We start from the raw sequence: 20,763 nt of genomic DNA, 5'->3' as shown, positions 1-20,763 counted from the left end.
GCCCCGCTTGTGGGAGACCGTTTTGTGGGGGGGTCCGATTGATATGTCTCGCTATTGTTAGTTGAGGAAATGGATATGAGCACGCAGATCCAAGACGCCTACATCGTCGCCGCGACGCGCTTGCCGGTGGGCAAGCGCAATGGCGCCTACGTCACCACCCGCCCCGATGACATGCTGGCCGCCGCGCTGAATGGCGCGTTGGCGCAGGTGCCGGGGTTGGACGCAGCCCGCATCGAGGACGTCATCGCCGGCTGCGCCATGCCGGAGGCCGAACAAGGCATGAACGTGGCCCGCATCAGCCTGCTGCTGGCGGGGCTGCCGCAAAGCGTGGCGGGCGTCACCGTCAATCGCTTCTGCGCGTCCGGCTTGCAGGCCGTGGCGGACGCCGCCGCCCGCATCCGCATGGGCGAGGCCGACATCATGATCGGCGCGGGCACCGAATCCATGAGCGCCATGCCGCAGATTATGGGCAACAAGGTGTCCATGAATCCGGAAATCTTTGCCCATGACGAGAACGTCGGCATGGCGTTCGGCATGGGGCTGACCGGCGAAAAGGTTGCGGAGCGCTGGAAGGTGTCGCGCGAAGACCAGGACGCCTTTGCGCTGGCGTCGCACCAGAAGGCGTGCGCAGCCATCGCTGCCGGCCACTTCCGCGCCGAGACCACGCCTTATGAAGTGGTCACGCATCTGCCGGACGGCGCCAGCGGCGCGGTACGCGTGGCGCGCCGGCTTATCGAGGTCGACGAAGGCCCGCGCCCGGACAGCAGCCTGGAAGCGCTGGCCCGCTTGAAGCCCGTGTTCTCCACGCGCGGCAGCGTCACGGCCGGCAACAGCTCGCAGATGTCCGATGGCGCGGCGGCCGTGATCCTGGTGTCCGACCGCATCCTGCGCGAATTCAACCTCAGCCCGCTCGCCCGCTTTGTGGGCTTTGCCGTGGCCGGCGTGCCGCCCGAGGTCATGGGCATCGGTCCGGTCGCCGCCATTCCCAAGGTGCTGGACCGCGCCGGCATCAAGCAGGACGCGCTGGACTGGATCGAACTCAATGAAGCTTTCGCGGCGCAGTCGCTGGCCGTGATCCGCGAGCTGAAGCTGGACCCGGCCAAGGTCAACCCGCTGGGCGGCGCCATTGCGCTGGGCCACCCGCTGGGCGCCACCGGCGCGATCCGCACCGCCACGATCACGCACGGACTGCGCCGCACCGGCGGCAAGTACGGGCTGGTGACGATGTGCATCGGCACGGGCATGGGCGCCGCCGGCCTGTTCGAGGCCCTGTAAGCAGGCGGCGGACAGCGTGAAGCCCTACTGGTTCAAGAACCTGTCGCCCGAGTGGCGCGCGCGGCTGATGCGGGTGGGCTTCAACCTGCATCCGGCGTTTCGCGCAACCGGCGGCCGCGTGTTGCACGTGTCGCCGGACTTCCAGCACATCCGCATCAAGCTGCCGCTCTTGCGCCGCACGCGCAATATCGTGGGGTCGATGTACGGCGGCTCGCTGTTCGCGGTGACGGACGGCGCGCATCCGACCATGCTGATGTCGGCGCTGGGCGCCGATCACATCGTGTGGGACAAGGCGGCATCGATCCGCTTTCGCAAGCCGGCCTACACCACGCTGTACGTGGATTTCCGGCTGCCGCCGGGCGAGATCGCAGAAATCCGGCGCCTGCTTGCCTCGCATCACGAAACGACCCGCACCTACACGGTCGAATTGAAGGACAAGGACGACGTCGTGTACGCCGTCGTGGAACGCACGATCTACATCGCAGACAAGAAGTTCTACAAACAGAAGAACACTGGAGGTGACCAATGCGTTTCAACCCCGGAGGGCGCGCCGCCGCCCTGAGTCTGATCCTTGCCGCCAGCCTGGCGGGCGCGCCGGCCCACGCTGACGTCGACGTCGCCGGCGTGCGCGTGCCCGAACAGCTTGCCGAAGGCGGTCACGCGCTGACGCTGAACGGCGCCGGCCTGCGCACCCGCTTCGTCGTGAAGGTCTACGTGGCGGCGCTGTACGTCACCACGAAGACCCACGACCCCGCCGCGATCATCGGCAGCACCGAGCCGCGTCGGATCCGTCTGCAAATGCTGCGCGACGTGGACAGCAAGAGCCTGGATGGCGCGCTGCAGGACGGATTGCGCGACAATACGCCCTCGCAGGCGCTGGCCGCGTTGAAAGAACCCGCCGAACGCCTGTCGCGCCTGATGGCCGACATCGGCGCCGCGCGCGAAGGCGACGTCATCGACCTGGACTTCGACGCCCGCGGCGTGGCCATCGCCAGCAACGGCAAGCCGCGCGGACGCATCGACGATCCCGCCTTCGCCCGCGCCCTGCTGCGCGTCTGGCTGGGCGACAGCCCCGCGCAGGCTTCCCTGAAGAAAGCCCTGTTGGGCAACTAGGGCCTTGCGCCCCAACGGAACCGCAAGACATGGAACGAATCTGGCACAAGAGCTATCCCTACGGTGTGCCCGCCGAGATCGAGACCGACGGCGAGACAACGCTGGTGACGATCATCGAGGAAAGCTTCCGGCGCTTTCCGGACAAGACGGCCTACATCAGCATGGGCAAGTCGATCACCTATGCCGAACTGGACGCGCTGACGCGCCGCTTTGCCGCATGGCTGCACGCCCAGGGCCTTGCGCGCGGCGACCGCGTCGCGCTGATGATGCCCAACCTGCTGCAATACCCGGTCTGCCTGTTCGGCGCCCTGCGCGCCGGCTGCATCGTGGTCAACTGCAATCCGCTCTACACCGCGCGCGAACTGGAACACCAGTTGGCCGACGCTGGCGCCCGCGCCATCGTGGTCGCGGACAACTTCGCGGCCACGTTGCAAAAAGCCTTGCCCGGCACGCAGGTCGAGCACGTGGTGGTCACGTCCATCGGAGAAATGCTGGGCCCGATCAAGGGTCGCCTGGTGGACTTCGCGGTCCGACGCGTCAAGCGCATGGTGCCCGCGTGGTCGCTGCCCGGCTCGCACAAGCTGGGCGACGTGCTGCGTGCGGCGCGCGACCTTCCCTACACCGACATGCGGCTCTCGCCTGCCGACCTGGCGTTCCTGCAATACACGGGCGGCACGACCGGCGTGGCCAAGGCCGCCATGCTGTCGCACGGCAACATGGTCGCCAACGTGAGCCAGGCCTACGCGTGGGTAAGACCCTTGGTGAAAGACGGCGAGGAATGCATCGTCACGGCCCTGCCGCTGTATCACATCTTCGCGCTGACGGCGAACTGCCTGACCTTCATGAAGCTGGGCGCGAGCAACCTTCTCATCGTCAATCCGCGCGACATCCCCGGCCTGATCAAGGAAATGGGCAAGGTGCCGATCTCGGCCTTCACGGGCGTCAACACGCTCTTTAACGCGCTGCTTAACCACCCCGATTTCGCCCACCTGGATTTTTCGCGCCTGCGGCTCACCATGGGCGGCGGCATGGCGGTGCAGCGGTCGGTGGCGGACCGGTGGCGCGCAACGACCGGCGTATCGATCGCCCAGGCCTACGGCCTGACTGAAACGTCGCCCGCCGTCACCATCAATCCGCTGGACACAAAGATCTTCAATGGATCCATCGGATTGCCCGTGCCCTCCACGGATCTGTCGATCCGCGACGACGCGGGCCGCGAACTGGGCATCGGCGAAAACGGCGAAATCTGCGTGCGCGGTCCGCAGGTCACGCGGGGCTACTGGAACCGGCCGGACGAGACGGCGCTCGTCATGTACCCGGACGGCTTCCTGCGCACGGGCGACGTCGGTTATGTCGACGAGACCGGCTACGTGTACCTGGTCGATCGCAAGAAGGACATGATCCTGGTGTCCGGCTTCAACGTGTACCCGAACGAGGTCGAGGACGTGGCCGCGTTGCATCCTGGTGTACGCGAGGTAGCGGCTGTCGGCGTGCCGGACGAACGCTCCGGCGAGGCGGTCAAGCTGTTCGTGATCCGCAAGGACCCCACGCTGGACGCGGAAACGCTGATCGCGCATTGCCGCAGCCAGTTGACCGGCTACAAGGTGCCGCGCCACATCGAGTTCCGCGACGACCTGCCGCGCACCAACGTGGGCAAGATTCTGCGGCGCGAACTGCGTCCCGACGCGCCGGCGCCTGCCGCCACGCCCGCCGCCAACCCTCCGGCCCCCGCGAATCAGGCGACCCGCCAGGACTGATCGGCGCACCGCCGACCGCACCCCGTTTTTGCGCGTGCAACACTGTCGCGCGCCGCCAACAGCGGCCGCGGCAGCGTCCCGCATCAAGCCGCGCTTCAACTCGATGAATTCACAGGGGATTCCTGTGCAAGCCCTGCCACGCCGGAGCGCCGCAGGGCTTTTTTACATCTTCCCGCGACGCGCGCTATTGGCTGAGCACATCGCCACAATTGATAATTATTATCGTTGTCATTTCTATACGTAACTGGCCGCACCCAACCGACGCCAGTGGGGAGATCCTCTTGAAGCACCACCACACCCCCGCCGCCTCGCGCGCGCGGCTGCACACCCGTGTTCCCGCCGCCGCCGCGCTGGCCGCCTGCCTGGGCGCGGGCGCCGCGCATGCGCAGCCCGAACAGCCCGCCACCCTGCCCGCCGTGCAGGTGCTGGGCACCGGCGAAACCGCCACCGGTCCCGTCGACGGCTACGTGGCCCGTCGCAGCGCCACCGGCACCAAGACCGACACGCCATTGTCCGAAACGCCCCAGGCCATCACCGTGATCCCGCGCGAGCAGATCATCGACCAGGGTTCGCAGAACGTGCAGGACACGATGAACTACGCAGCCGGCGTGCGGCCCAACGCCTATGGCGTGGACAACCGCGGCGACTACGTGCGTGTGCGCGGCGTGGAACCTGTTCAGTACCTGGACGGCCTGCGCCAGTTCTTCAGCTTCAACAACCCGCGCACCGAGGTCTATGGCCTGGAACGCGTCGAGGTGCTGCGCGGCCCGTCGTCGATGCTATACGGACAGGGCAGCACGGGTGGCATCGTCAACCTGGTGAGCAAGCGCCCGCAGGCCGAGCAGCAGGGTGAAATCGGCGTGCAGCTGGGCAACTTCAACCGCCGCGAGATCCAGGCCGACATCACCGGCCCGCTGACCGAGGACGGCCAGTGGCTGTATCGCGTGGTGGCGCTGGGCCGCGACAGCGACACGCAGGTGCAGTATGCGCAGGACGACCGGATGTTCCTCGCGCCGTCGCTCACGTGGCAACCCAGCGCAGCCACGTCGCTGACGCTGCAGGCCTCCTGGCAGAAGGACCGTTCCGGCACGACGCAATCGTTCCTGCCATGGAGCGGCACCGTGGATCACAATCCCAACGGCCGCATTCCGACGCGCCGTTTTGCCAGCGAACCGGGCTTTGACACCTACGACACCGAGCAATTCAACGTCGGCTGGCTGTTCGAACACAAGTTCAACGACACCTGGAAGGTCCGCCAGAGCTTCCGCAACACGGTCAGCAGCGTGGACTACAAATCGCTGTACCCGAACGTGTATGGCGACCGCCGCGGCGATTCCTACATCGATCCCGAACAGACCACCGTCGACCGCTACTACTACATCAACAAGCCGCGCATGCGCACGCTGCTCGCCGATCAGAACCTGGAAGGCAAGCTGAACTGGGGCCGCACGCAGCACACCGTCATCGTCGGCATGGACTACACGCGTTATCGCGAAACCAGCCAATCGGACAGCGGGCTGGGGTCGCCGCTGAATCTGTACCACCCGGTGTATGGCAACGCGCCCGACTACACGCTCAGCGATTCGCCCAAGCAGCGCCAGCAGCAGCTGGGCTTCTATGCGCAGGACCAGATCACGTTCGACAAGAACTGGATCCTGCTGGCAGGCATCCGCCGTGATCGCGTCGAAAGCACGGCCGAGGGCCAGGACAAGGAAACCGATCAGGCCACGACCAAGCGCTTCGGCCTGATGTACGCGGCCGACAACGGCTGGTCGCCGTACGTGAGCTACAGCGAGTCCTTCACCCCCATCGCGGGCGCGGATTTCTACGACCAGCGCTGGAAGCCCATGCGCGGCAAGCAGTGGGAACTGGGCCTGAAGTACATGCCCCCGGGTGCCGACCTGGAATTCACGGCGGCGGCGTACGACCTGCGCGAAAGCAACCGCCAGACCAACGATCCGGACAATCCCAACAATCAGATCCAGGCGGGCAAGACGCGTACACGCGGCGTCGAACTGGAGATGCGCGGACGCGTCACGCAAAACGTCGACGTGATCGCCAACTACATCTACACCGACATCGATCCGCAGCTCGAAGGCATGCCCAAGCACATGGTGTCGCTGTGGAGCAAGTATCGCTTCGCGATCGCGGGCCAGCCCGGCTTCGCGGTCGGCGCCGGCACGCGCTTCCTGTCCAAGTTCCGCGACGGCGGCGCGCCGGAGACGCCGTCCGTGACGTTGTTCGACGCGATGGTCAGCTACACCAACGGACCGTGGCGCTATGCGCTCAACGTCAACAACATCGCGGACCGCACGTATGAAGTGGTCTGCCTGGACCGTGGCGACTGCTTCTATGGTGCGCGCCGCACGGTGATGTTGAGCGGCGCCTACCGCTTCTGACGACGAAACCGTCCCCATATCCGGGACGGCAATTGAGGCCAACCTGTACGTACATGCTGTACGTACAGGTGTACACTACGATTTTTTCACCCGTCCGACAGACGCGCGCATGAACGTCTGCAACCCAGAAAAATCGTCCTGGAGACCTCGATAGTGTCGACCGCAACTACCCGCTCGCCCTTTTTTGGCACGATGCAGAAAATCCCTGGTGGATTGATGCTGGTGCCGCTGATCCTGGGTTCCCTGATCGGCACCTTCGCCCCTGATGCGCTCGCCATCGGCGGCTTCACCACCGCCCTCTTCAAGAACAGCGCGCTGCCGCTGATCGCGCTGCTGATCTTCGCGACCGGCACGCACGTAAACGCCCGCACCGGCGGCCCGATCCTGGCCACGGCCGGCACCATCCTGCTGATGAAAACGCTGGTGCCCGCCACGCTCATCATCATCCTCGGCAGCTACGTCGGTCTGGACGGTCTGTGGGGCGTGTCGATCCTGGCCATGCTGGCCGCGTTCGACAACAGCAACGGCGGCCTGTGGCTGGCCTACACCGGTCAATACGGCGATGCCCGCGACCGCGGCGCCTACGTCGCCAGCGCGGTCAACGACGGCCCCTTCTTCAGCCTGCTGTTCCTGGGCGCGTCCGGCTTGGCCGACATCCCGATGATCGCCTTGGTCGCTGCACTGGTGCCCTTCCTGCTGGGCGTGGTCGTCGGCAACCTGGACCCCAAGTGGCGTGACGTGCTCAAGCCCGTGCCCAACATCGTCATTCCGTTCTTCGCCTTTGCGCTGGGCACCGGCATCGATCTGGGCGCCGTGGTTGGCGGCGGCATCAGCGGCCTGATCCTGGGCCTGATCATCAGCCCGATCACGGGCGGCCTGGTCTACCTGGGCTACCGCATGATCCTGCGCCGCGGCGGCAGGAGCGGCCTGGGCTTCGCAGCCGGCACCACCGCCGGCAACGCCATCGCCACGCCCGCCGTGGTCGCGGCAGCCGACCCCAACTTCCAGCAATACGTGTCCACCGCCACCGCGCAGGTCGCCGCATGCGTGCTGATCAGTTCCATTCTGGCCCCGGTGCTGGCATCCTGGTTCCTCAAGCGCGCCGGTGAACTGAAGTCCGAGGACGCCGACGCCACCGTCGCCCCGCCCCTGACCGAAGCCCGCGGAGAGGCCCTGTGAAACCCACCATCGCCATCGTTGCCGACGACCTGACCGGATCCGGCGACACCGCCGTGCAATTCGTGCGCGCCGGCTGGTGCACGCACCTGTCGATCGGCGGCGCGGACGAGGCCCTGTCCGGGCCCGCCCACGACGGCGTCGAGGTGCTGGCCGTCACGACCAACAGCCGCGCGCTTAGCGCGGCCGATGCGGCCGAGGTCATCCGCGGCAACGTACGTCAGTTGCGCGATGCCGGCGTGACCCGCCTGTACAAGAAAGTGGATTCGACGCTGCGCGGCGCCTTCAAGGCCGAGATCGACGCGGCGCGCGACGCCTGGGGCGATGACGCGATCGCGGTGGTCTGCCCCGCCTTTCCGGCGACGGGCCGCACCGTCGAGCAAGGCATTCTTTATGTGAACGGCAAGCCGGTCACCGAAACCTCGGCCGCGACCGATCCGGTCACCCCCGTGACCGAAAGCCACATCCCCACCCTGCTCGGCTGCGCCCACGTGGCGCCACTGGCTGAAGACACGCCGGAAACGCTGGCCGCGCGCATCGCGCACGCGGGCGGCGCCGTGGTGGTGGACGCGTCCACCGATGCCGACCTGGAACGGCTGGCGCGCGCCGTCGGCCTGCTGGGCGAGCGCGCCCTGCCCGTGGGCGCGGGCGGCCTGGCCGTCCCGCTGGCCCGCGTTTGGGCGGGCGCCGACCAGACCGCCCCCGTTGTCGTCGTGGTGACCTCGCAGCACAGCGCCGCACGCGGCCAGGCTGCCGCATTGCAGGCTGCGGGCGCCGACACCTGGCGCCCGTCGCTCGAACAACTCGCCGACGACGCGCAGTGGCATGCCTGGAGCCAACCGCTCCTGCAGGCGCACGCGCAGGCCCCGCTGGAAGCCGGCACCATTCTGCTGCTGGCCCCCGAAGGCCAACGCGCCGGCCTGGATTCCGACAAGGTCGCCGACCGCCTCGGCAGCCTTGCCGCGCAATTGATCGCCGCCTCGCGCGCGGCAGGGGTCGTCGCCACCGGCGGCGACGGCGCGCGCAGCGTGCTGGTGGCCCTGCAGGCCAACGGCATTGCGCTGGTGGACGAAGTAATGGGCGGCGTGCCACTGGGCACGCTGACCGGAGGCACGGCCGCTGGCCTGCCCGTGGTGACCAAGGCCGGCGGCTTTGGCACCGAAGACGTACTGGTTCGCGCGGTGCGCGCGATCCGCGACAGGAGATTCAAGCGATGACACAAACCCCTCCCGCAAAGCTGCCCCTCTTGGCCGTGACCTTGGGCGACGTAGCGGGCATCGGGCCGGAAATCACGGCCAAGATGCTCATGGGCCACGACGAACTGCGCCAGAAGGCGCGCCTTTTCGTCGTTGGCGACGCAGACGTCATGGCCAATGCCGTGCGCAATCTGGGCGCCGATCCCGCCATCGTGCGCAAGATCGAACGTCCCGCCGACGCCACCAACACCCCGGGCGTGATCGAAGTGCTGCAGGCCGGCCCGTCGCTCGCGCATGTCAAGCTGGGCGAGATCAGCGCGGACGCCGGCGACGGCTCGGTGCGCTTCGTCACCACGGCCTGCGCCCTGGCGCGCGCCGGCGAGATCGACGGTATCGTCACCGCCCCGCTGAACAAGGCCGCGATGCACGCCGCCGGCCACAAGTGGCCCGGCCACACCGAACTGCTGGCGCATGAGTTCGGCGTCAAGACCTTCTCGCTGGTGCTGTCGGCCGGCGACCTCTACATCTTCCACGCCACGACGCACGTGTCGCTGCGCCAGGCCATCGAAGACGTGAACCCTGCCCGCATGCGCGCTGTCCTGCGCCTGGCCGGCTCGTTCGCCACGGCCTTGGGCCGCGCCGACGAACCCGTCGCCGTCGCGGGCCTGAACCCGCACGCCGGCGAAAACGGCATCTTCGGCAGCGAAGACGCCGACATCCTCGCGCCCGCCGTGGCCGAAGCCAACGCCGCCGGCATCCTGGCCGCCGGTCCCATCCCGGCCGACGCGCTGTTCCCGCAGGCCGTGCGCGGCAAATGGAAGTTCGTGATCGCCTGTTACCACGACCAGGGCCACGCGCCCTTCAAGTCCGTGTACGGCGATGATGGCGTCAACATCACCGTCGGCCTGCCCGTCGTGCGCGTGTCCGTCGACCACGGCACCGCCTTCGACATCGCCGGCAAGGGCATCGCGCGCGAAGACAGCCTGATCCTGGCCGCCGAGCGCGCCGCGCATCTGGCCCCGGGCTGGACGCATGTATGGGAAACTGCGCGGGCACAAACCGGAGGTTGATTCCCATGGCGCCCGCCACGCACGACGCATTGCCCGATCTTGACCGCGCGGGAGACATCCCGCTGCACGCCCAGGTGGCGTCGCGGTTGCGCGGATACATCCGCACGAACAAGCTCGCGGCGGGCGCCGTGCTGCCCAGCGAGGCCGCGCTGTGCGACCGCTTCGGCGTGGCGCGCAGCGTGGTGCGCCAGGCCCTCGCGGCACTTGCCGCCGAAGGCCTCATCCAACGCGAGACCGGCCGCCCCGCCACCGTGGCGGCGCCGCAGGAACACCGCCGCCTGGTGCAGCGGTCCACCGGTCTGTACGAACAGTTTGCCCAGTCGGGCGTTGCGCTGCGCACGCGCGTGCTGGCGCTGGGCCCGGCCGAGCCGCCCGCCGAGGTTGCCGAGTTCTTCGGCACCACCCGCCTCCTGATGCTCGAACGCCTGCGCCACGTGGCCGAAGCGCCGCTGGCCTACGTGCGCACCTGGCTGCCCGCCGACGCGGTGCCCGGCCTGCGCGCTGAACACCTGGCCGACGCCTCCCTGCACGGCGTGCTGACGCGGCAGTTCGGTCTGCGCCCCGGCGCCGGCCGCAACCAGATCCGCGCGGTCGCGGCCGACAGCGCGCTGGCGGCCCTGCTGGACACGCAGGCCGGCACGCCGTTATTGATGCTGCAGGGCCAGGGCATGGACCAGCACGGCAAGCCGCTGGAATGGTTCACCACATGGCACCGCGCCGAACAGCTGGTGTTCGACGTGGACGTCAGCATGGGCCATGAAAGCGTGCAGCCCCGGCTGCATGAAACCGCGCCCGAACCGCAGGCGCCGGTCAACACACAGGATCCGCTGGCGCGCGCGCAGGCGCTGGTGGCGGAGTTGTCGGCGGAATTGGCGCGACTGCGCGGGCAGTCCTGAATCACAACGCAACGCGCGCGATGCGGTTCTCAGCGTTCTGAGCCGCTGCGATGCGCAGGCGCTTCAAGGCGCTTCAAGCCGCCTTCGCGCCGTTCCCGCTCGCCTTCCAGGCCGCCAACACGCTGTCGCAGATCGCCGGCGCCTCGCCCACATAATTCGCCGGATTGCCAAGACGATCCAGGTCATCGTCACTGAGCATTCCACGCGTCGCGGCATCGCTTTCCAACGCCTCGCGCAGCGCATCCCTGAGCGAAAGCCCGTTCGCAACAGCATCGCGCGACGCGCGTTCCACCAGCGCGTGGGCGGGCAGACGGCCCAGCCGCGTGCCCAGCGCCAACATGTAGGCCTCGCCCAGAATGAGACCGTCAGTCAGCGCCAGGTTCTGCGCCATCCGCTCGGGATACACCTCCAACCCGTCCAGCACGCCGGTCAAATGGCGCAACGCCCCGCCGGTCAGCGCGGCAATCTGGGGCAGCACATCCCATTCGGCCTGCCAGCCGCCCAGCGCGCGTTCATGTTCCTGGATCATTCCCGACAGCATCGTCGACACCAGCGGCGGCACGCGGATCGCGGCGGCCAGGATGGCCGCGCAGCCCACGGGATTGCGCTTGTGCGGCATGGTGCTCGATCCGCCTCGCCCCGGGCCCGATGGCTCGCTCACTTCGCCGACCTCGGATTGCGCCATCAGCGACAGGTCCCGCGCAATCTTGCCCATCGTGCCGGTCAGCACTCCCAGCGACGCGGCCAGGCTGGCAAGCCGGTCGCGGTGCGTGTGCCATGGCATCGCAGCCGCGCCCAGGCCCAGCTCGGCGGCCAGCGCCTGCACCACCTCATTTGCCGACGGTCCCAGGCTGGCCAGCGTGCCCGCGGCGCCGCCGAATTGCAGCAGCGCCATCTGTGACGTGTCCTGCCGCACGCGCAGCCGGCTACGTTCCAGCGCCTCCAACCAGCCCGCCGTCTTGGCGCCGAATGTCGTGGGCAGCGCATGCTGCAGCCACGTGCGTCCGACCATGATGGTGTCCCGATGCGCGCGGGTCAGTCGAGCACACGCCAGCGAGGCGCGCTCCAGCCCCGCGTCCAGCCTGGCCGCCACCTGAAGCAACTGCAGGACAAGCGCGGTGTCCAGAATGTCCTGGCTGGTGGCGCCCCAATGCACGTAGCGGGCGGCTTCGGCATCCACGCGCGCGACGGCCGCGGTCAGTTGCTTGACGAAGGGGATGGCGATGTTGCCCGCTGCCACCGCAGCCCTGGCAATGCCGTCCACGTCCAGCACGTCGCGGATTTCGCCACGCCGGCAGACCTCATTGATGGCGGTTGCGGCGCTTTGAGGAATGACGCCGCATTGCGCCTGCGCGCGCGCCAGGGCCGCCTCCACGGCAAGCATCTGGCCGAGGGTCGCCGCGCCCGAAAACAGCGACAGGATCGCGTCATCCGAATAGATGGATTCGGTCAGCCCGGAAAGGTTGCTCATCGTGTAGACCTTGTCGCACACCGGCTCAGATGTCGAAGAACACGGTTTCTTCCGAACCCTGCAGGACGATGTTCCAGCGCAAAACGCCCGCCTCCGCCGCTGTTGCCACTAGCGTGCCGCGCCGGTGTGCGGGCACTTTGGTCAGGATCCAGTCCTGCTCGTTGGCGCCGGGCTCATCCGGAAAGTACATCCGCGTCGACAGATGCTTGAGCAGGCCGCGCATGAAGACGGACACCACCAGATGCGGTGCCTGCATCTGTCCGTCCGGGCCGGGCACACAGCCCGGCTTGATCGTGGTGAAACGAAAGCCGCCGTCTGGCTGCGTGGCCACACGACCAAAGCCGCCGAAGCCCGCACTGCCCTCGCCATGCCGGGGATCGTCAGGATGCCCGTACACACCGCGCGCATCGGCCTGCCATATCTCGACCATGCCGTCCGGCACGGGATTGCCCTCGCCATCGATTACGCGTCCTTCGATGACGACGGGCGCCGCGCCCAGGTCGCCGCACCCTGCCGTCAGATCGTCACGGTTCAACCCGGACAGCCCGATGTGCAGATAGGGACCGACAGTCTGTGAACTGGTGGGATAGAGCATGCGTTACTCCATGGGGGTGGCGTTGCGGCCGCGCAGGACGATGTCGAAGCGATAGCCCAGCGCGTACTCGGGCACGGTGGTCTCCCAATCCAGCGCAGCGATCAGCCGGTTGCGCGCCTTGGCGTCTGGCACGCACTGGAAGATGGGATCGAACTCCAGCAGCGGGTCGCCGGGGAAATACATCTGGGTGACCAGACGCGTGGCATAGGCTCGGCCAAACAGCGAAAAGTGAATGTGCTGCGGACGCCATCCGTTGTAATGGTTGCCCCACGGATACGCCCCCGGCCGGATCGTCTTGAACTGGTAGCGCCCCTGCGCGTCCGTGACGGTTCGCCCTTCGCCGCTGAAGTTCGGATCCAGCGGCGCATCGTGCTGATCGCGCTTGTGCAGATAGCGGCCCGCGGCATTGGCCTGCCAGATCTCGATCAGCGCGTCCGGCACCGGCCGGCCGTTCTCGTCCAGCACCCGGCCGGACACGATGATGCGCTCGCCGATCGCCTCCGCCGTGGAAACGCGGGTCAGGTCGTTATCGCCCTGTTTGACGAACGCCGCACCAAACATCGGCCCCGTGACCTCCGAAAGCGTCTGCGGCACGACGATCAGCGGTTCGTTCGGCGAGCGCAAACGCGTGGATCCATACGGATCGAAACGGTAGCCCGGCTGGGTGTCCCAGAAGGGGCGCCGGTATTGAGCAAGATCGGACATCGCGAAAAATCTCCAATGAATCGAGCTTCAGGTTGCGCCGGCGAGCGGCGCGGGAGGTGCGTTGGCGCCTACCCGCCAAACCACCGCGCGGGAATGATCACCAGGGCCGGAAAGGCCACCATCAGGAACATGACGAGAAACTCGGCGGCCATGAACGGCAGGACGCCGCGCGTCACGTCGTCCATCTTCATCTTCCCCACGCCGGCCACCACGTTGAGCACGGTGCCCACGGGCGGCGTGACCAGCCCGATCGAGTTGTTGATGATGAACAGCACGCCGAAATACACCGGATCGATGCCCGCCGCGCGCACCACCGGCATCAGCACGGGCGTCAGGATCAGGATGGTCGGCGTCATGTCCATGGCCGTGCCCACCACCATCACCAGCACCATGATCGCGGCCATCAGCAGGATCTTGTTGCCCATGAAAGGCTGCAACATGTCCACGACCTTGGACGGCAGATCGGCCACGGTGATCAGCCACGCGCTGACCATGGCGGCGGCAATCAGGAACATGACGATGGCGCTGGTCTTGGCTGCCGACACGAACACTGCGTAGAGCTGATTGAGCTTGAGTTCGCGGTACACCAGCGTCGACACCAGCAGCGCGTAGGTCGCAGCGACGACCGCGGCTTCGGTCGGCGTGAAGACACCCATCCGCAGCCCAACCAGGATGATCACCGGCAGCATGAACGCCCAGATCGCCTTGCGGAACGCGGTGGCAATTTCCTGCGCAGACTTGCGCGGCGGAGGCACGATCTTTTCGCGCCGGACCAGAAACGCCCATGTCAGCCACAACGCCCCACCGATCATCAGGCCGGGCGCGATCGCCGCCATGAACAGTTTGGAAATGGACACATTGGCCGCCACGCCGAAGATGACCAGTCCGATGCTGGGCGGAATGACCGGACCGATCACACCTGTCGCGGCAATCAGGCCGCCCGCGGTCTGCTTCTTGTGACCGGCGCTTACCATCATCGGCAGAAGCAGCGCCGTCAACGCAGCGGCGTCCGCCACAGCCGATCCCGACAGCGCCGACAGCAGGCAGCCCGCCATGATCGTGACGTAGCCAAGCCCGCCCTTCACGTGCCCGACCAGCGCCAGCGCAAGATCGACGATACGGCGCGACAGCCCGCCCACGTTCATGATTTCGCCGGCCAGCATGAAGAACGGCACCGCCAACAGCGGGAAGCTGTCCGCCCCGCCAATGACGTTCTGCGCGAGGATCTGCGCGTCGAAGATGTCCAGATGCCACATAAGCGCCACGCCGCTGGCCAGCAGCGCAAAGGCGATCGGCACACCCAGCGCCATGACCCCCAGCAGCGATCCGATAAACACGGCGATCGTCATGCGCTTCTCCCGGGCGCGCCGTTGCCGGCATCCTCGAGAATCTGCTTGAGCTGCACCGCCTCTTCGGACTCCTGGACCATGATCAGATCCTGGTCCTGCAGCTTGCCGGCGAGCACGCGGTACAGATCCATGGCGATGATCAGGCCCGCCATCACCGAGAACACCAATCCGGCCACGTAGACAATGGCCATCGGCAGGCCGCTCACGGGCGCGCTGACGTCGGCATTGATCACCGCCTGATCCCAGCTTCCCTTGAACATGAGGCTCACGATGTAAAGCATCAGGACTTGTCCCGCGACGAGGCAGATCTTCTTGCCCGCCGTGGGCAGCTTGGCCACGACCATGTCCATGCCCAGGTGGCCGCGCTCCTTCAGGGCGATGACCGCCCCTAGAAACGTCAGCCAGATGAACATCCAGCGCGACAGCTCTTCCGACAGCGTGATGCCGGAGTTAAAGCCGTAACGCGCCACGACATTGCCGAAGACCAGCACCACCATCGCCGCCAGCAGCAAGGCGATGGCAAACTCCAGCACACGGCAGACCGCGCCGATGAATCTGTCTATGACTACCATGGCCAGCCTCCTTGCGGCGTCGGATGCGCGGGCGCCGGGCTCATGCCTTGGCGTCCTGCAAAAGCCCGACCAGGCCACGCAACGCCGTCAGGTAGGACTGGGGGCCCAACCCTTGCACCGTGCCGCGCACCGCCGGCGAAATAATTGAATGCGCGCGCCAGGTCTCACGGGCGGCGATGTTCGACATGTGCACCTCCAGCGTGGGAAACGGCATGGCCTTGATGGCATCGTGCAGCGGCACGCCGTGCTGGGTCAGCCCGGCAGGATTCACCAAGGCGCCCTGGGCGGAGTCGATGTTCTCGTGCAGAAAGTCGATCAACGCGCCCTCATGGTTCGATTGCAGCGTCGACAACTGGACGCCCAATTCCGCGGCCAGCGCCGCCAGGCGGTCGTTGATCTCCGCAAGCGTCGTGGTTCCGTAGATGTGCGGCTCGCGGCGGCCGAAAAGGTTGAGGTTGGGGCCGTGCAGGACAAGGATCTTCATGATGGGGATGCCGGTGCGGGTTACTTGCGGATGCGGGCGAGTTCGTCGTTGTAGAGCTTGACGATCGCGGGGTCGTAGCTGCTGGTGAAGTGCTCGATCACCGGCTTGACGACCTGCTGCATGCGGGCCTTTTCGCCCGGTTCGATCGTGTTGAACTGGATGCCCTTCGCCTGCAATTCCGTCACGGCCTTCTGCGCGGCGGCCCGGCTGACCTTGCGCTGGTAGCCGCGCGCTTCATCGGCCGCCTCCTGCAGGATCTTCTGCTCGGCGGGCGACAGCTTGTCCCAGAACTTCTTGCTGACCAGCACGATGTTCGCGGCATACACGTGGTTGGTCGCGCTGACGTACTTCTGCACTTCATAGAACTTGTTGGACAGGATCACCGAATAGGGATTTTCCTGGCCGTCGACCGCCCGCGACTCCAGCGCCCCATACAGCTCCGCAAAGGGCATCGGAACGGGATTGGCCTTGAAGGCCTTGAACGTATCGAGGAAGACGGGATTGGGAATCACGCGGATCTTCAGGCCCGCCAGGTCCTCCGGCTTGCCGATGGCGTGCTTGGAGTTCGTCACGTTGCGAAAGCCCAGATCCCAGAAGCCCAGCGCGACCAGACCTTTTTCGGGCAGCTTGGCGATCAGGGCCTTGCCCAGCGGGCCGTCCAGCAGCGCGTCGGCCTGCCCGAAGTCCGTCACGGAAAACGGCAGATCGATCAGCCCGAACTCTTTGACGATGCCCGCCAGCGACGTGGAAGCCGGCGCGGACATCTCCTGCACGCCCCCCTGCAGCCCGGACTGCTGCTGCATTTCATTGCCGAGCTGCGAGGCGGGAAACTCCTTCACCTTCAGCTTTCCGCCGCTCTTGGCCGCCACCAGTTCCGCGAACTTCTGCACCCCCGCGCTGACGGGGTGATCCGTGTTGTTCAGATGGCCAAAGCGTATTGTGCGTTCCTGGACGTCCTGCGCGGCGGCCGTCATGGCGCTTGAGCACAGCGCGGCCATCAATGCAATGCGGAAAAGGCTGGTCTTCATCGTTGTCTCCGGTGTTATTTGGAATTTTTTCGATGTCTGGCAAGACTCGGTAGTGGAATGTAATTCCGAGTGGAATAGTTTTCCACCTAGGGTTATCATCCATCACCCCACTACTTGTTGAGATGACATGGCCGGAGTCCTCGAACGCGCGCTCGCCGTCATGGAGTACCTGTCCTCCAGACCCGAAGGCGTGCCCCTCGCTTCACTTGCCCAGCAACTGGAGATTCCGCAGAGCGCCGCGCACCGTCTGCTGACAGACCTTTGCCGCTGCGGCTACGTGCGCCAGATCCGGGATCACGGCGACTACGCGCTGACAGCCCGAGTCGCTTCAATCGGGTTGAGCTACCTTGCGGCGACAGGCATCGTCGACATCGCCCAGCCGCTGGTGGATCGGCTGGCGGACATCTCCGGCGAACTCGTGCGGCTGGCCATCGTGGACAACGAAGAGCGGCTGACCTGGGTTGCGAAGGCGCAGGGCGCGCGTCACGGCCTGCGCTACGACCCGGAGATGGGATCCGAAGCCAGGCTGTCGTGCAGCGCCTCGGGCCACGCGTGGATGCTGACGATGACCGACGAACGCGCGCTGGACCTGGTCTCGCGCCAGGGTTTCGGTTCGCCGGAGGAATACGGTCCCAATGCCCCCACCACCATCGCCGCGCTGACGAAGATGCTTCAGGCCGGACGCAAGCGCGGCTACGCGATGATCAACGAAGTGTTCGCGCCGGGGATGACCGCGATGGCAGCGCCCGTGCAGCGCAAGGGCGAGGCGGCCATTGGCGTACTGAGCATTGCCGGTCCGGCGATGCGCCTGACCGAAGCGCGGATGGAAGCGCTGGGTCCCGACCTGCTGGCGGCTGCGCAGGAACTGGCGCTGGCCAGCCTGGCATCGCCGATGTTCCGGACGCGCTTCCCGATGCAGGGCCGCAATTCCGGAGACGAGGCGTCCGCGGATTAATCCGCCGCCGGCTCTTCACCCTGCGCGGGGCCGTTTCCCCAGGTGCCCACGCGCGCGGAGCGCAGCAACGGCGAGGCGTCTCCGGCCTGCGCCAGCTCGCTTGCCGCGCGCAGCAGCGCCGGCCCGAATTTCTCCATGGCTTTAACGGTCAAGCGTTGCGATGGACCGGCCACCACCAGAATGCCGGTGCTTTGATGCCCGGGACGCCGGATGGGCGCCGCCATCGCGCTCATGCCGGCCGCGTAGACGTCCTGCAGAATGCTGTAGCCGCGCCGCCGATGCGCGTCCAGGCTGGCCAGCAACGCGCGGATCGACGTGGGGGCATTCGGCCCGAAATCCCGCGGTTTTCCCAGCCCCTGTTCGGTGACGTAGGCAATGGCCTGGTCTTCAGGCAACGTCATCAACCACGCGTGGCCGGCCGCGCTGCACGACAGGCGCAGGTCGATGCCCATGTCCGGGTCGTACAGCAGCCCGGATTTCGCGCCTTGCGCCTTGGCCACCAGCGTCAGGCGTTTGCCGTCGACGATGGCCAGGCGCACGAGTTCACCGGTTGCCGCTGCAAAACGGTCGATGACCGGCTGCGCGATGTCGATCACGCCGGACCGGCTCAGGAAACTCAAACCCATCGACGCCAGCTTGGTCGTCAATGCGTATTCGCCCCGCACCGACGTCTGCCGGACGTAGCCGAACTTCATGAGTTCGTGCAGGGTCCGGTGACATCCGCTGCGCAGTTGGTGCAGGTCGTCCGCAATGTCGGCGAGGTTCGCGCCGTCGGGATGGGCAGCCAGGTATTCAAGCAACGCCAGTGTTTTTTCGATTGCCCCGCTCATCGCGCTCTCCGGGTGACCATCCATGGAATCGTTCAATTTTTGAATTCGATCAAATTTTGAACGGGATTCAAAATTATGCCCTATGCTCGCAGCCGGGTATTCACACGATGGCCCGCCGCCGTAACCGCATCAACCGGACCTTTGCCAACGACAACCGAAGAAGGTGCTTGTGATGAATTCAAATAAAACGTGCTTGCGCATCGCCGTGAATGCCGCAGCGACCATCCTGGCCTGCCTTGCCGTAGCGGGAACCGCCGCCGCACAAGAGATCAAGGCGCGCACGATGAAATTCGCGTTCAGCCTGGCTGCGGACCATCCCCTGGGCCAGGGCGCGCAGAAATTTGCCGATCTGGTCGCGGAGAAAAGCGGCGGCAAGATGAAGGTGTCGATCTACGCCAATGCGGTGCTAGGCGGCGATCCCCAGAATCTGTCGGCCGTTCGCGGCGGCACGCTGGACTTCACCTCGATGGCGACGGGCCTCCTGGCCGGCATCGACAAGCGGTTCATGGTCTTTGACCTTCCGTTCCTGTTCAACGACGCACGCGAGGCGTACGCAGTTTCGGACGGACCCGTTGCCCAGCGCCTCTTGAATGGCCTGTCCGATCACGGCCTGATCGGCCTGGGCATCTGGGACCTGGGCTTTCGCAACATGACCAACAGCAAGCGCCCGATCGCGCAGGCGCAGGACCTGCAAGGCCTGAAGATGCGCGTCATCGCCGCGCCCGTCTACATCGACATGTTCAAGACGCTGGGCGCCAACCCGGTGCCGATGACGTTCGGAGAGGTCTACGGCGCGCTGGAGTCCAAGGCCATCGACGGCCAGGACAATCCGGTGGGCGTGATCCTGTCCGCCAAGTTTGCCGAAGTGCAGAAATACCTGTCGCTGACGCGCCATATCTACACGGGCATGCCGTTCCTGATGAGCCGCAAGACGTGGGACAGCATGTCGGAGGCCGAGCGCAAGATCATCCTGGAAGCGGCCGCCGAGGCCAAGGCGGAAGAACGGCGGATCTCGCAGGCCAAGGAAGCGGTGGCCATCGACGATCTGCGCAAGGTCATGCAGGTCAACACCTTGACGCCTGAAGCGGTCGAGCGCCTGCGCGGCGCAGTCAAACCGGTGGTGGACAAGTTCGCGGGCGAAATCGGACCCGACGTCATGCAGCAGGTTACCGCGGAACTTACCGCGTTGCGGGCCAAAAACTGATCATGGCCATGCTCGGAAAGGCCGCGATCGCAATGTGGTGGGACATTGCGCCGGCGTGGCGCGCGGAGTTCGAAGACTGGCATACCCATGAGCACTTCCCGGAGCGCATGGGCGTTCCCGGGTTTCTGCGCGGCACGCGCTGGACCAGCGCCCAGGGCGGGGAAGGATTCTTCGTGTTGTACGAGCTGGACGCCTACGAAACGCTGGTCTCCCCCGGCTACCTCCAGCGGCTCAACGCGCCCACGCCGTGGTCCACGAAGCTCATGCCGCAGCACCGCAACATGATCCGCAGCCAATGCCGCGTGGTCGAGAGCGTCGGCGGCGGCTTGGCCAGATATGCCCTGACGATTCGCCTGTCCCCCTTGCCAGGGTCGGAGGAAGCGCTGCGTGCGTATCTGAAGGCGCATGCGGCGGCCGCGGCGGCGCAGCCGGGATTGTCCGGCGCGCATCTGATCGTGACGGACACGCCGGCAATGAACGCCACCACGGAACAGAAAATACGCGGCGGAAAAGACCGCGCGGCCGACTGGATCTACATCGTCAATGGTTATGCGATCAACGCGGTGACCGCCTGCGACGGCGACATTCTGAACTCGGCCCAGATGCGCGCGATGACGGGTGGTGGCCCGGCGTGGTCAGACGTCTATTGCCTGTCCCACACACTGGAGCGTGCGGGGGCAAGGTAGTT

The 20,763-nt window shown here is 66.4% G+C and carries 20 protein-coding genes; 12 read left to right on the top strand and 8 right to left on the bottom strand.

What is annotated here, in order from left to right:
- Positions 1–75 precede the first annotated feature (75 nt).
- From AC6CIE_RS01375 to AC6CIE_RS01335, 9 genes are all read left to right on the top strand, one after another.
- The gene (locus AC6CIE_RS01375) at positions 76–1,275 is read left to right on the top strand and encodes an acetyl-CoA C-acyltransferase (protein ID WP_239213158.1); all 1,200 of its coding nucleotides are present in this window, start codon (positions 76–78) and stop codon (positions 1,273–1,275) included.
- A gap of 16 nt (positions 1,276–1,291) precedes the next feature.
- Positions 1,292–1,837 carry a DUF4442 domain-containing protein gene (locus AC6CIE_RS01370; RefSeq protein ID WP_175126195.1) on the top strand — a complete coding sequence of 182 codons (546 nt, stop codon included), beginning with the start codon at positions 1,292–1,294 and terminating at the stop codon, positions 1,835–1,837.
- Positions 1,801–2,388: a chalcone isomerase family protein gene (locus AC6CIE_RS01365; RefSeq protein ID WP_175126194.1), complete on the top strand. Its 588-nt coding sequence runs from the start codon at positions 1,801–1,803 to the stop codon at positions 2,386–2,388. The genes AC6CIE_RS01370 and AC6CIE_RS01365 overlap by 37 nt, the downstream gene beginning before the upstream one ends.
- Before the next feature lie 29 nt (positions 2,389–2,417).
- Entirely contained in the window at positions 2,418–4,145 is a 1,728-nt protein-coding gene (locus AC6CIE_RS01360) for an AMP-binding protein (RefSeq protein WP_498090855.1), read from the top strand.
- 320 nt (positions 4,146–4,465) lie between these two features.
- Complete coding sequence (locus tag AC6CIE_RS01355) at positions 4,466–6,544, top strand: TonB-dependent siderophore receptor (protein WP_175138152.1); 2,079 nt, start codon at positions 4,466–4,468, stop codon at positions 6,542–6,544.
- Between the two features lie 192 nt (positions 6,545–6,736).
- On the top strand, positions 6,737–7,723 hold the full coding sequence (locus AC6CIE_RS01350) for a 2-keto-3-deoxygluconate permease (protein WP_498091542.1): 987 nt from the start codon (positions 6,737–6,739) through the stop codon (positions 7,721–7,723).
- Positions 7,720–8,937: a D-threonate kinase gene (dtnK, locus tag AC6CIE_RS01345; RefSeq protein WP_175126191.1), complete on the top strand. Its 1,218-nt coding sequence runs from the start codon at positions 7,720–7,722 to the stop codon at positions 8,935–8,937. The genes AC6CIE_RS01350 and dtnK overlap by 4 nt, the downstream gene beginning before the upstream one ends.
- Positions 8,934–9,986 (top strand): 4-hydroxythreonine-4-phosphate dehydrogenase PdxA, encoded by a 1,053-nt coding sequence (pdxA, locus tag AC6CIE_RS01340; RefSeq protein ID WP_105239726.1) that lies wholly within the window; start codon positions 8,934–8,936, stop codon positions 9,984–9,986. Before dtnK ends, pdxA begins: the two co-directional genes overlap by 4 nt.
- 5 nt (positions 9,987–9,991) lie before the next feature.
- Entirely contained in the window at positions 9,992–10,882 is an 891-nt protein-coding gene (locus tag AC6CIE_RS01335) for a GntR family transcriptional regulator (protein WP_286899202.1), read from the top strand.
- Between the two features lie 73 nt (positions 10,883–10,955).
- On the opposite strand, the gene AC6CIE_RS01330 is transcribed toward AC6CIE_RS01335, so the two are convergent.
- The 7 genes from AC6CIE_RS01330 to AC6CIE_RS01300 form a co-directional block, all read right to left on the bottom strand.
- Positions 10,956–12,353 carry a 3-carboxy-cis,cis-muconate cycloisomerase gene (locus tag AC6CIE_RS01330; protein ID WP_498090853.1) on the bottom strand — a complete coding sequence of 466 codons (1,398 nt, stop codon included), beginning with the start codon at positions 12,351–12,353 and terminating at the stop codon, positions 10,956–10,958.
- A 25-nt stretch (positions 12,354–12,378) separates the two neighbouring features.
- Positions 12,379–12,948, bottom strand: a complete 570-nt coding sequence (gene pcaG, locus AC6CIE_RS01325; RefSeq protein ID WP_498090851.1) for a protocatechuate 3,4-dioxygenase subunit alpha — start codon at positions 12,946–12,948, stop codon at positions 12,379–12,381.
- A 3-nt stretch (positions 12,949–12,951) separates the two neighbouring features.
- Positions 12,952–13,653 carry a protocatechuate 3,4-dioxygenase subunit beta gene (gene pcaH, locus AC6CIE_RS01320; protein ID WP_175126187.1) on the bottom strand — a complete coding sequence of 234 codons (702 nt, stop codon included), beginning with the start codon at positions 13,651–13,653 and terminating at the stop codon, positions 12,952–12,954.
- Positions 13,654–13,721: 68 nt separating this feature from the next.
- A complete protein-coding gene (locus tag AC6CIE_RS01315) occupies positions 13,722–15,002 on the bottom strand; it encodes a TRAP transporter large permease subunit (protein ID WP_452001303.1) in 1,281 nt (426 codons plus the stop codon).
- The gene (locus AC6CIE_RS01310) at positions 14,999–15,565 is read right to left on the bottom strand and encodes a TRAP transporter small permease (RefSeq protein ID WP_370633061.1); all 567 of its coding nucleotides are present in this window, start codon (positions 15,563–15,565) and stop codon (positions 14,999–15,001) included. Before AC6CIE_RS01310 ends, AC6CIE_RS01315 begins: the two co-directional genes overlap by 4 nt.
- Positions 15,566–15,614: 49 nt before the next feature.
- A complete protein-coding gene (locus tag AC6CIE_RS01305; RefSeq protein ID WP_056563405.1) occupies positions 15,615–16,058 on the bottom strand; it encodes a type II 3-dehydroquinate dehydratase in 444 nt (147 codons plus the stop codon).
- 20 nt (positions 16,059–16,078) lie between these two features.
- A complete protein-coding gene (locus tag AC6CIE_RS01300; RefSeq protein ID WP_452001305.1) occupies positions 16,079–17,086 on the bottom strand; it encodes a TRAP transporter substrate-binding protein in 1,008 nt (335 codons plus the stop codon).
- Positions 17,087–17,213: 127 nt separating this feature from the next.
- On the opposite strand from AC6CIE_RS01300, the gene AC6CIE_RS01295 reads away from it, so the two are divergent.
- The gene (locus AC6CIE_RS01295) at positions 17,214–18,041 is read left to right on the top strand and encodes an IclR family transcriptional regulator (protein ID WP_175138015.1); all 828 of its coding nucleotides are present in this window, start codon (positions 17,214–17,216) and stop codon (positions 18,039–18,041) included.
- Here AC6CIE_RS01295 and AC6CIE_RS01290 read toward each other — a convergent pair.
- The gene (locus AC6CIE_RS01290) at positions 18,038–18,871 is read right to left on the bottom strand and encodes an IclR family transcriptional regulator (RefSeq protein ID WP_175126182.1); all 834 of its coding nucleotides are present in this window, start codon (positions 18,869–18,871) and stop codon (positions 18,038–18,040) included. The genes AC6CIE_RS01295 and AC6CIE_RS01290 overlap by 4 nt on opposite strands.
- A 172-nt stretch (positions 18,872–19,043) precedes the next feature.
- Between AC6CIE_RS01290 and AC6CIE_RS01285 the strand changes: the two genes are divergently transcribed.
- Both AC6CIE_RS01285 and AC6CIE_RS01280 read left to right on the top strand, forming a co-directional pair.
- Positions 19,044–20,075 carry a TRAP transporter substrate-binding protein gene (locus AC6CIE_RS01285; protein WP_286936103.1) on the top strand — a complete coding sequence of 344 codons (1,032 nt, stop codon included), beginning with the start codon at positions 19,044–19,046 and terminating at the stop codon, positions 20,073–20,075.
- Between the two features lie 2 nt (positions 20,076–20,077).
- Positions 20,078–20,761 carry a hypothetical protein gene (locus AC6CIE_RS01280; RefSeq protein WP_286936104.1) on the top strand — a complete coding sequence of 228 codons (684 nt, stop codon included), beginning with the start codon at positions 20,078–20,080 and terminating at the stop codon, positions 20,759–20,761.
- Positions 20,762–20,763: the final 2 nt, after the last annotated feature.

The sequence above is a fragment of the Achromobacter sp. GQ309 genome (genome assembly GCF_059759315.1).
The sequence above is the reverse complement of the archived record's forward strand: the minus strand, read 5'-3'. Positions and strand labels throughout refer to the sequence as shown.

Coding starts and splice junctions, on each gene's coding strand:
- AC6CIE_RS01375 (WP_239213158.1), top strand. CDS start 76: ATGAGCACGCAGATCCAAGACGCCTACATCGTCGCCGCGACGCGCTTG.
- AC6CIE_RS01365 (WP_175126194.1), top strand. CDS start 1,801: ATGCGTTTCAACCCCGGAGGGCGCGCCGCCGCCCTGAGTCTGATCCTT.
- AC6CIE_RS01360 (WP_498090855.1), top strand. CDS start 2,418: ATGGAACGAATCTGGCACAAGAGCTATCCCTACGGTGTGCCCGCCGAG.
- AC6CIE_RS01350 (WP_498091542.1), top strand. CDS start 6,737: ATGCAGAAAATCCCTGGTGGATTGATGCTGGTGCCGCTGATCCTGGGT.
- pdxA (WP_105239726.1), top strand. CDS start 8,934: ATGACACAAACCCCTCCCGCAAAGCTGCCCCTCTTGGCCGTGACCTTG.
- AC6CIE_RS01335 (WP_286899202.1), top strand. CDS start 9,992: ATGGCGCCCGCCACGCACGACGCATTGCCCGATCTTGACCGCGCGGGA.
- AC6CIE_RS01330 (WP_498090853.1), bottom strand. CDS start 12,353: ATGAGCAACCTTTCCGGGCTGACCGAATCCATCTATTCGGATGACGCG.
- pcaG (WP_498090851.1), bottom strand. CDS start 12,948: ATGCTCTATCCCACCAGTTCACAGACTGTCGGTCCCTATCTGCACATC.
- pcaH (WP_175126187.1), bottom strand. CDS start 13,653: ATGTCCGATCTTGCTCAATACCGGCGCCCCTTCTGGGACACCCAGCCG.
- AC6CIE_RS01315 (WP_452001303.1), bottom strand. CDS start 15,002: ATGACGATCGCCGTGTTTATCGGATCGCTGCTGGGGGTCATGGCGCTG.
- AC6CIE_RS01305 (WP_056563405.1), bottom strand. CDS start 16,058: ATGAAGATCCTTGTCCTGCACGGCCCCAACCTCAACCTTTTCGGCCGC.
- AC6CIE_RS01300 (WP_452001305.1), bottom strand. CDS start 17,086: ATGAAGACCAGCCTTTTCCGCATTGCATTGATGGCCGCGCTGTGCTCA.
- AC6CIE_RS01295 (WP_175138015.1), top strand. CDS start 17,214: ATGGCCGGAGTCCTCGAACGCGCGCTCGCCGTCATGGAGTACCTGTCC.
- AC6CIE_RS01290 (WP_175126182.1), bottom strand. CDS start 18,871: ATGAGCGGGGCAATCGAAAAAACACTGGCGTTGCTTGAATACCTGGCT.
- AC6CIE_RS01285 (WP_286936103.1), top strand. CDS start 19,044: ATGAATTCAAATAAAACGTGCTTGCGCATCGCCGTGAATGCCGCAGCG.
- AC6CIE_RS01280 (WP_286936104.1), top strand. CDS start 20,078: ATGGCCATGCTCGGAAAGGCCGCGATCGCAATGTGGTGGGACATTGCG.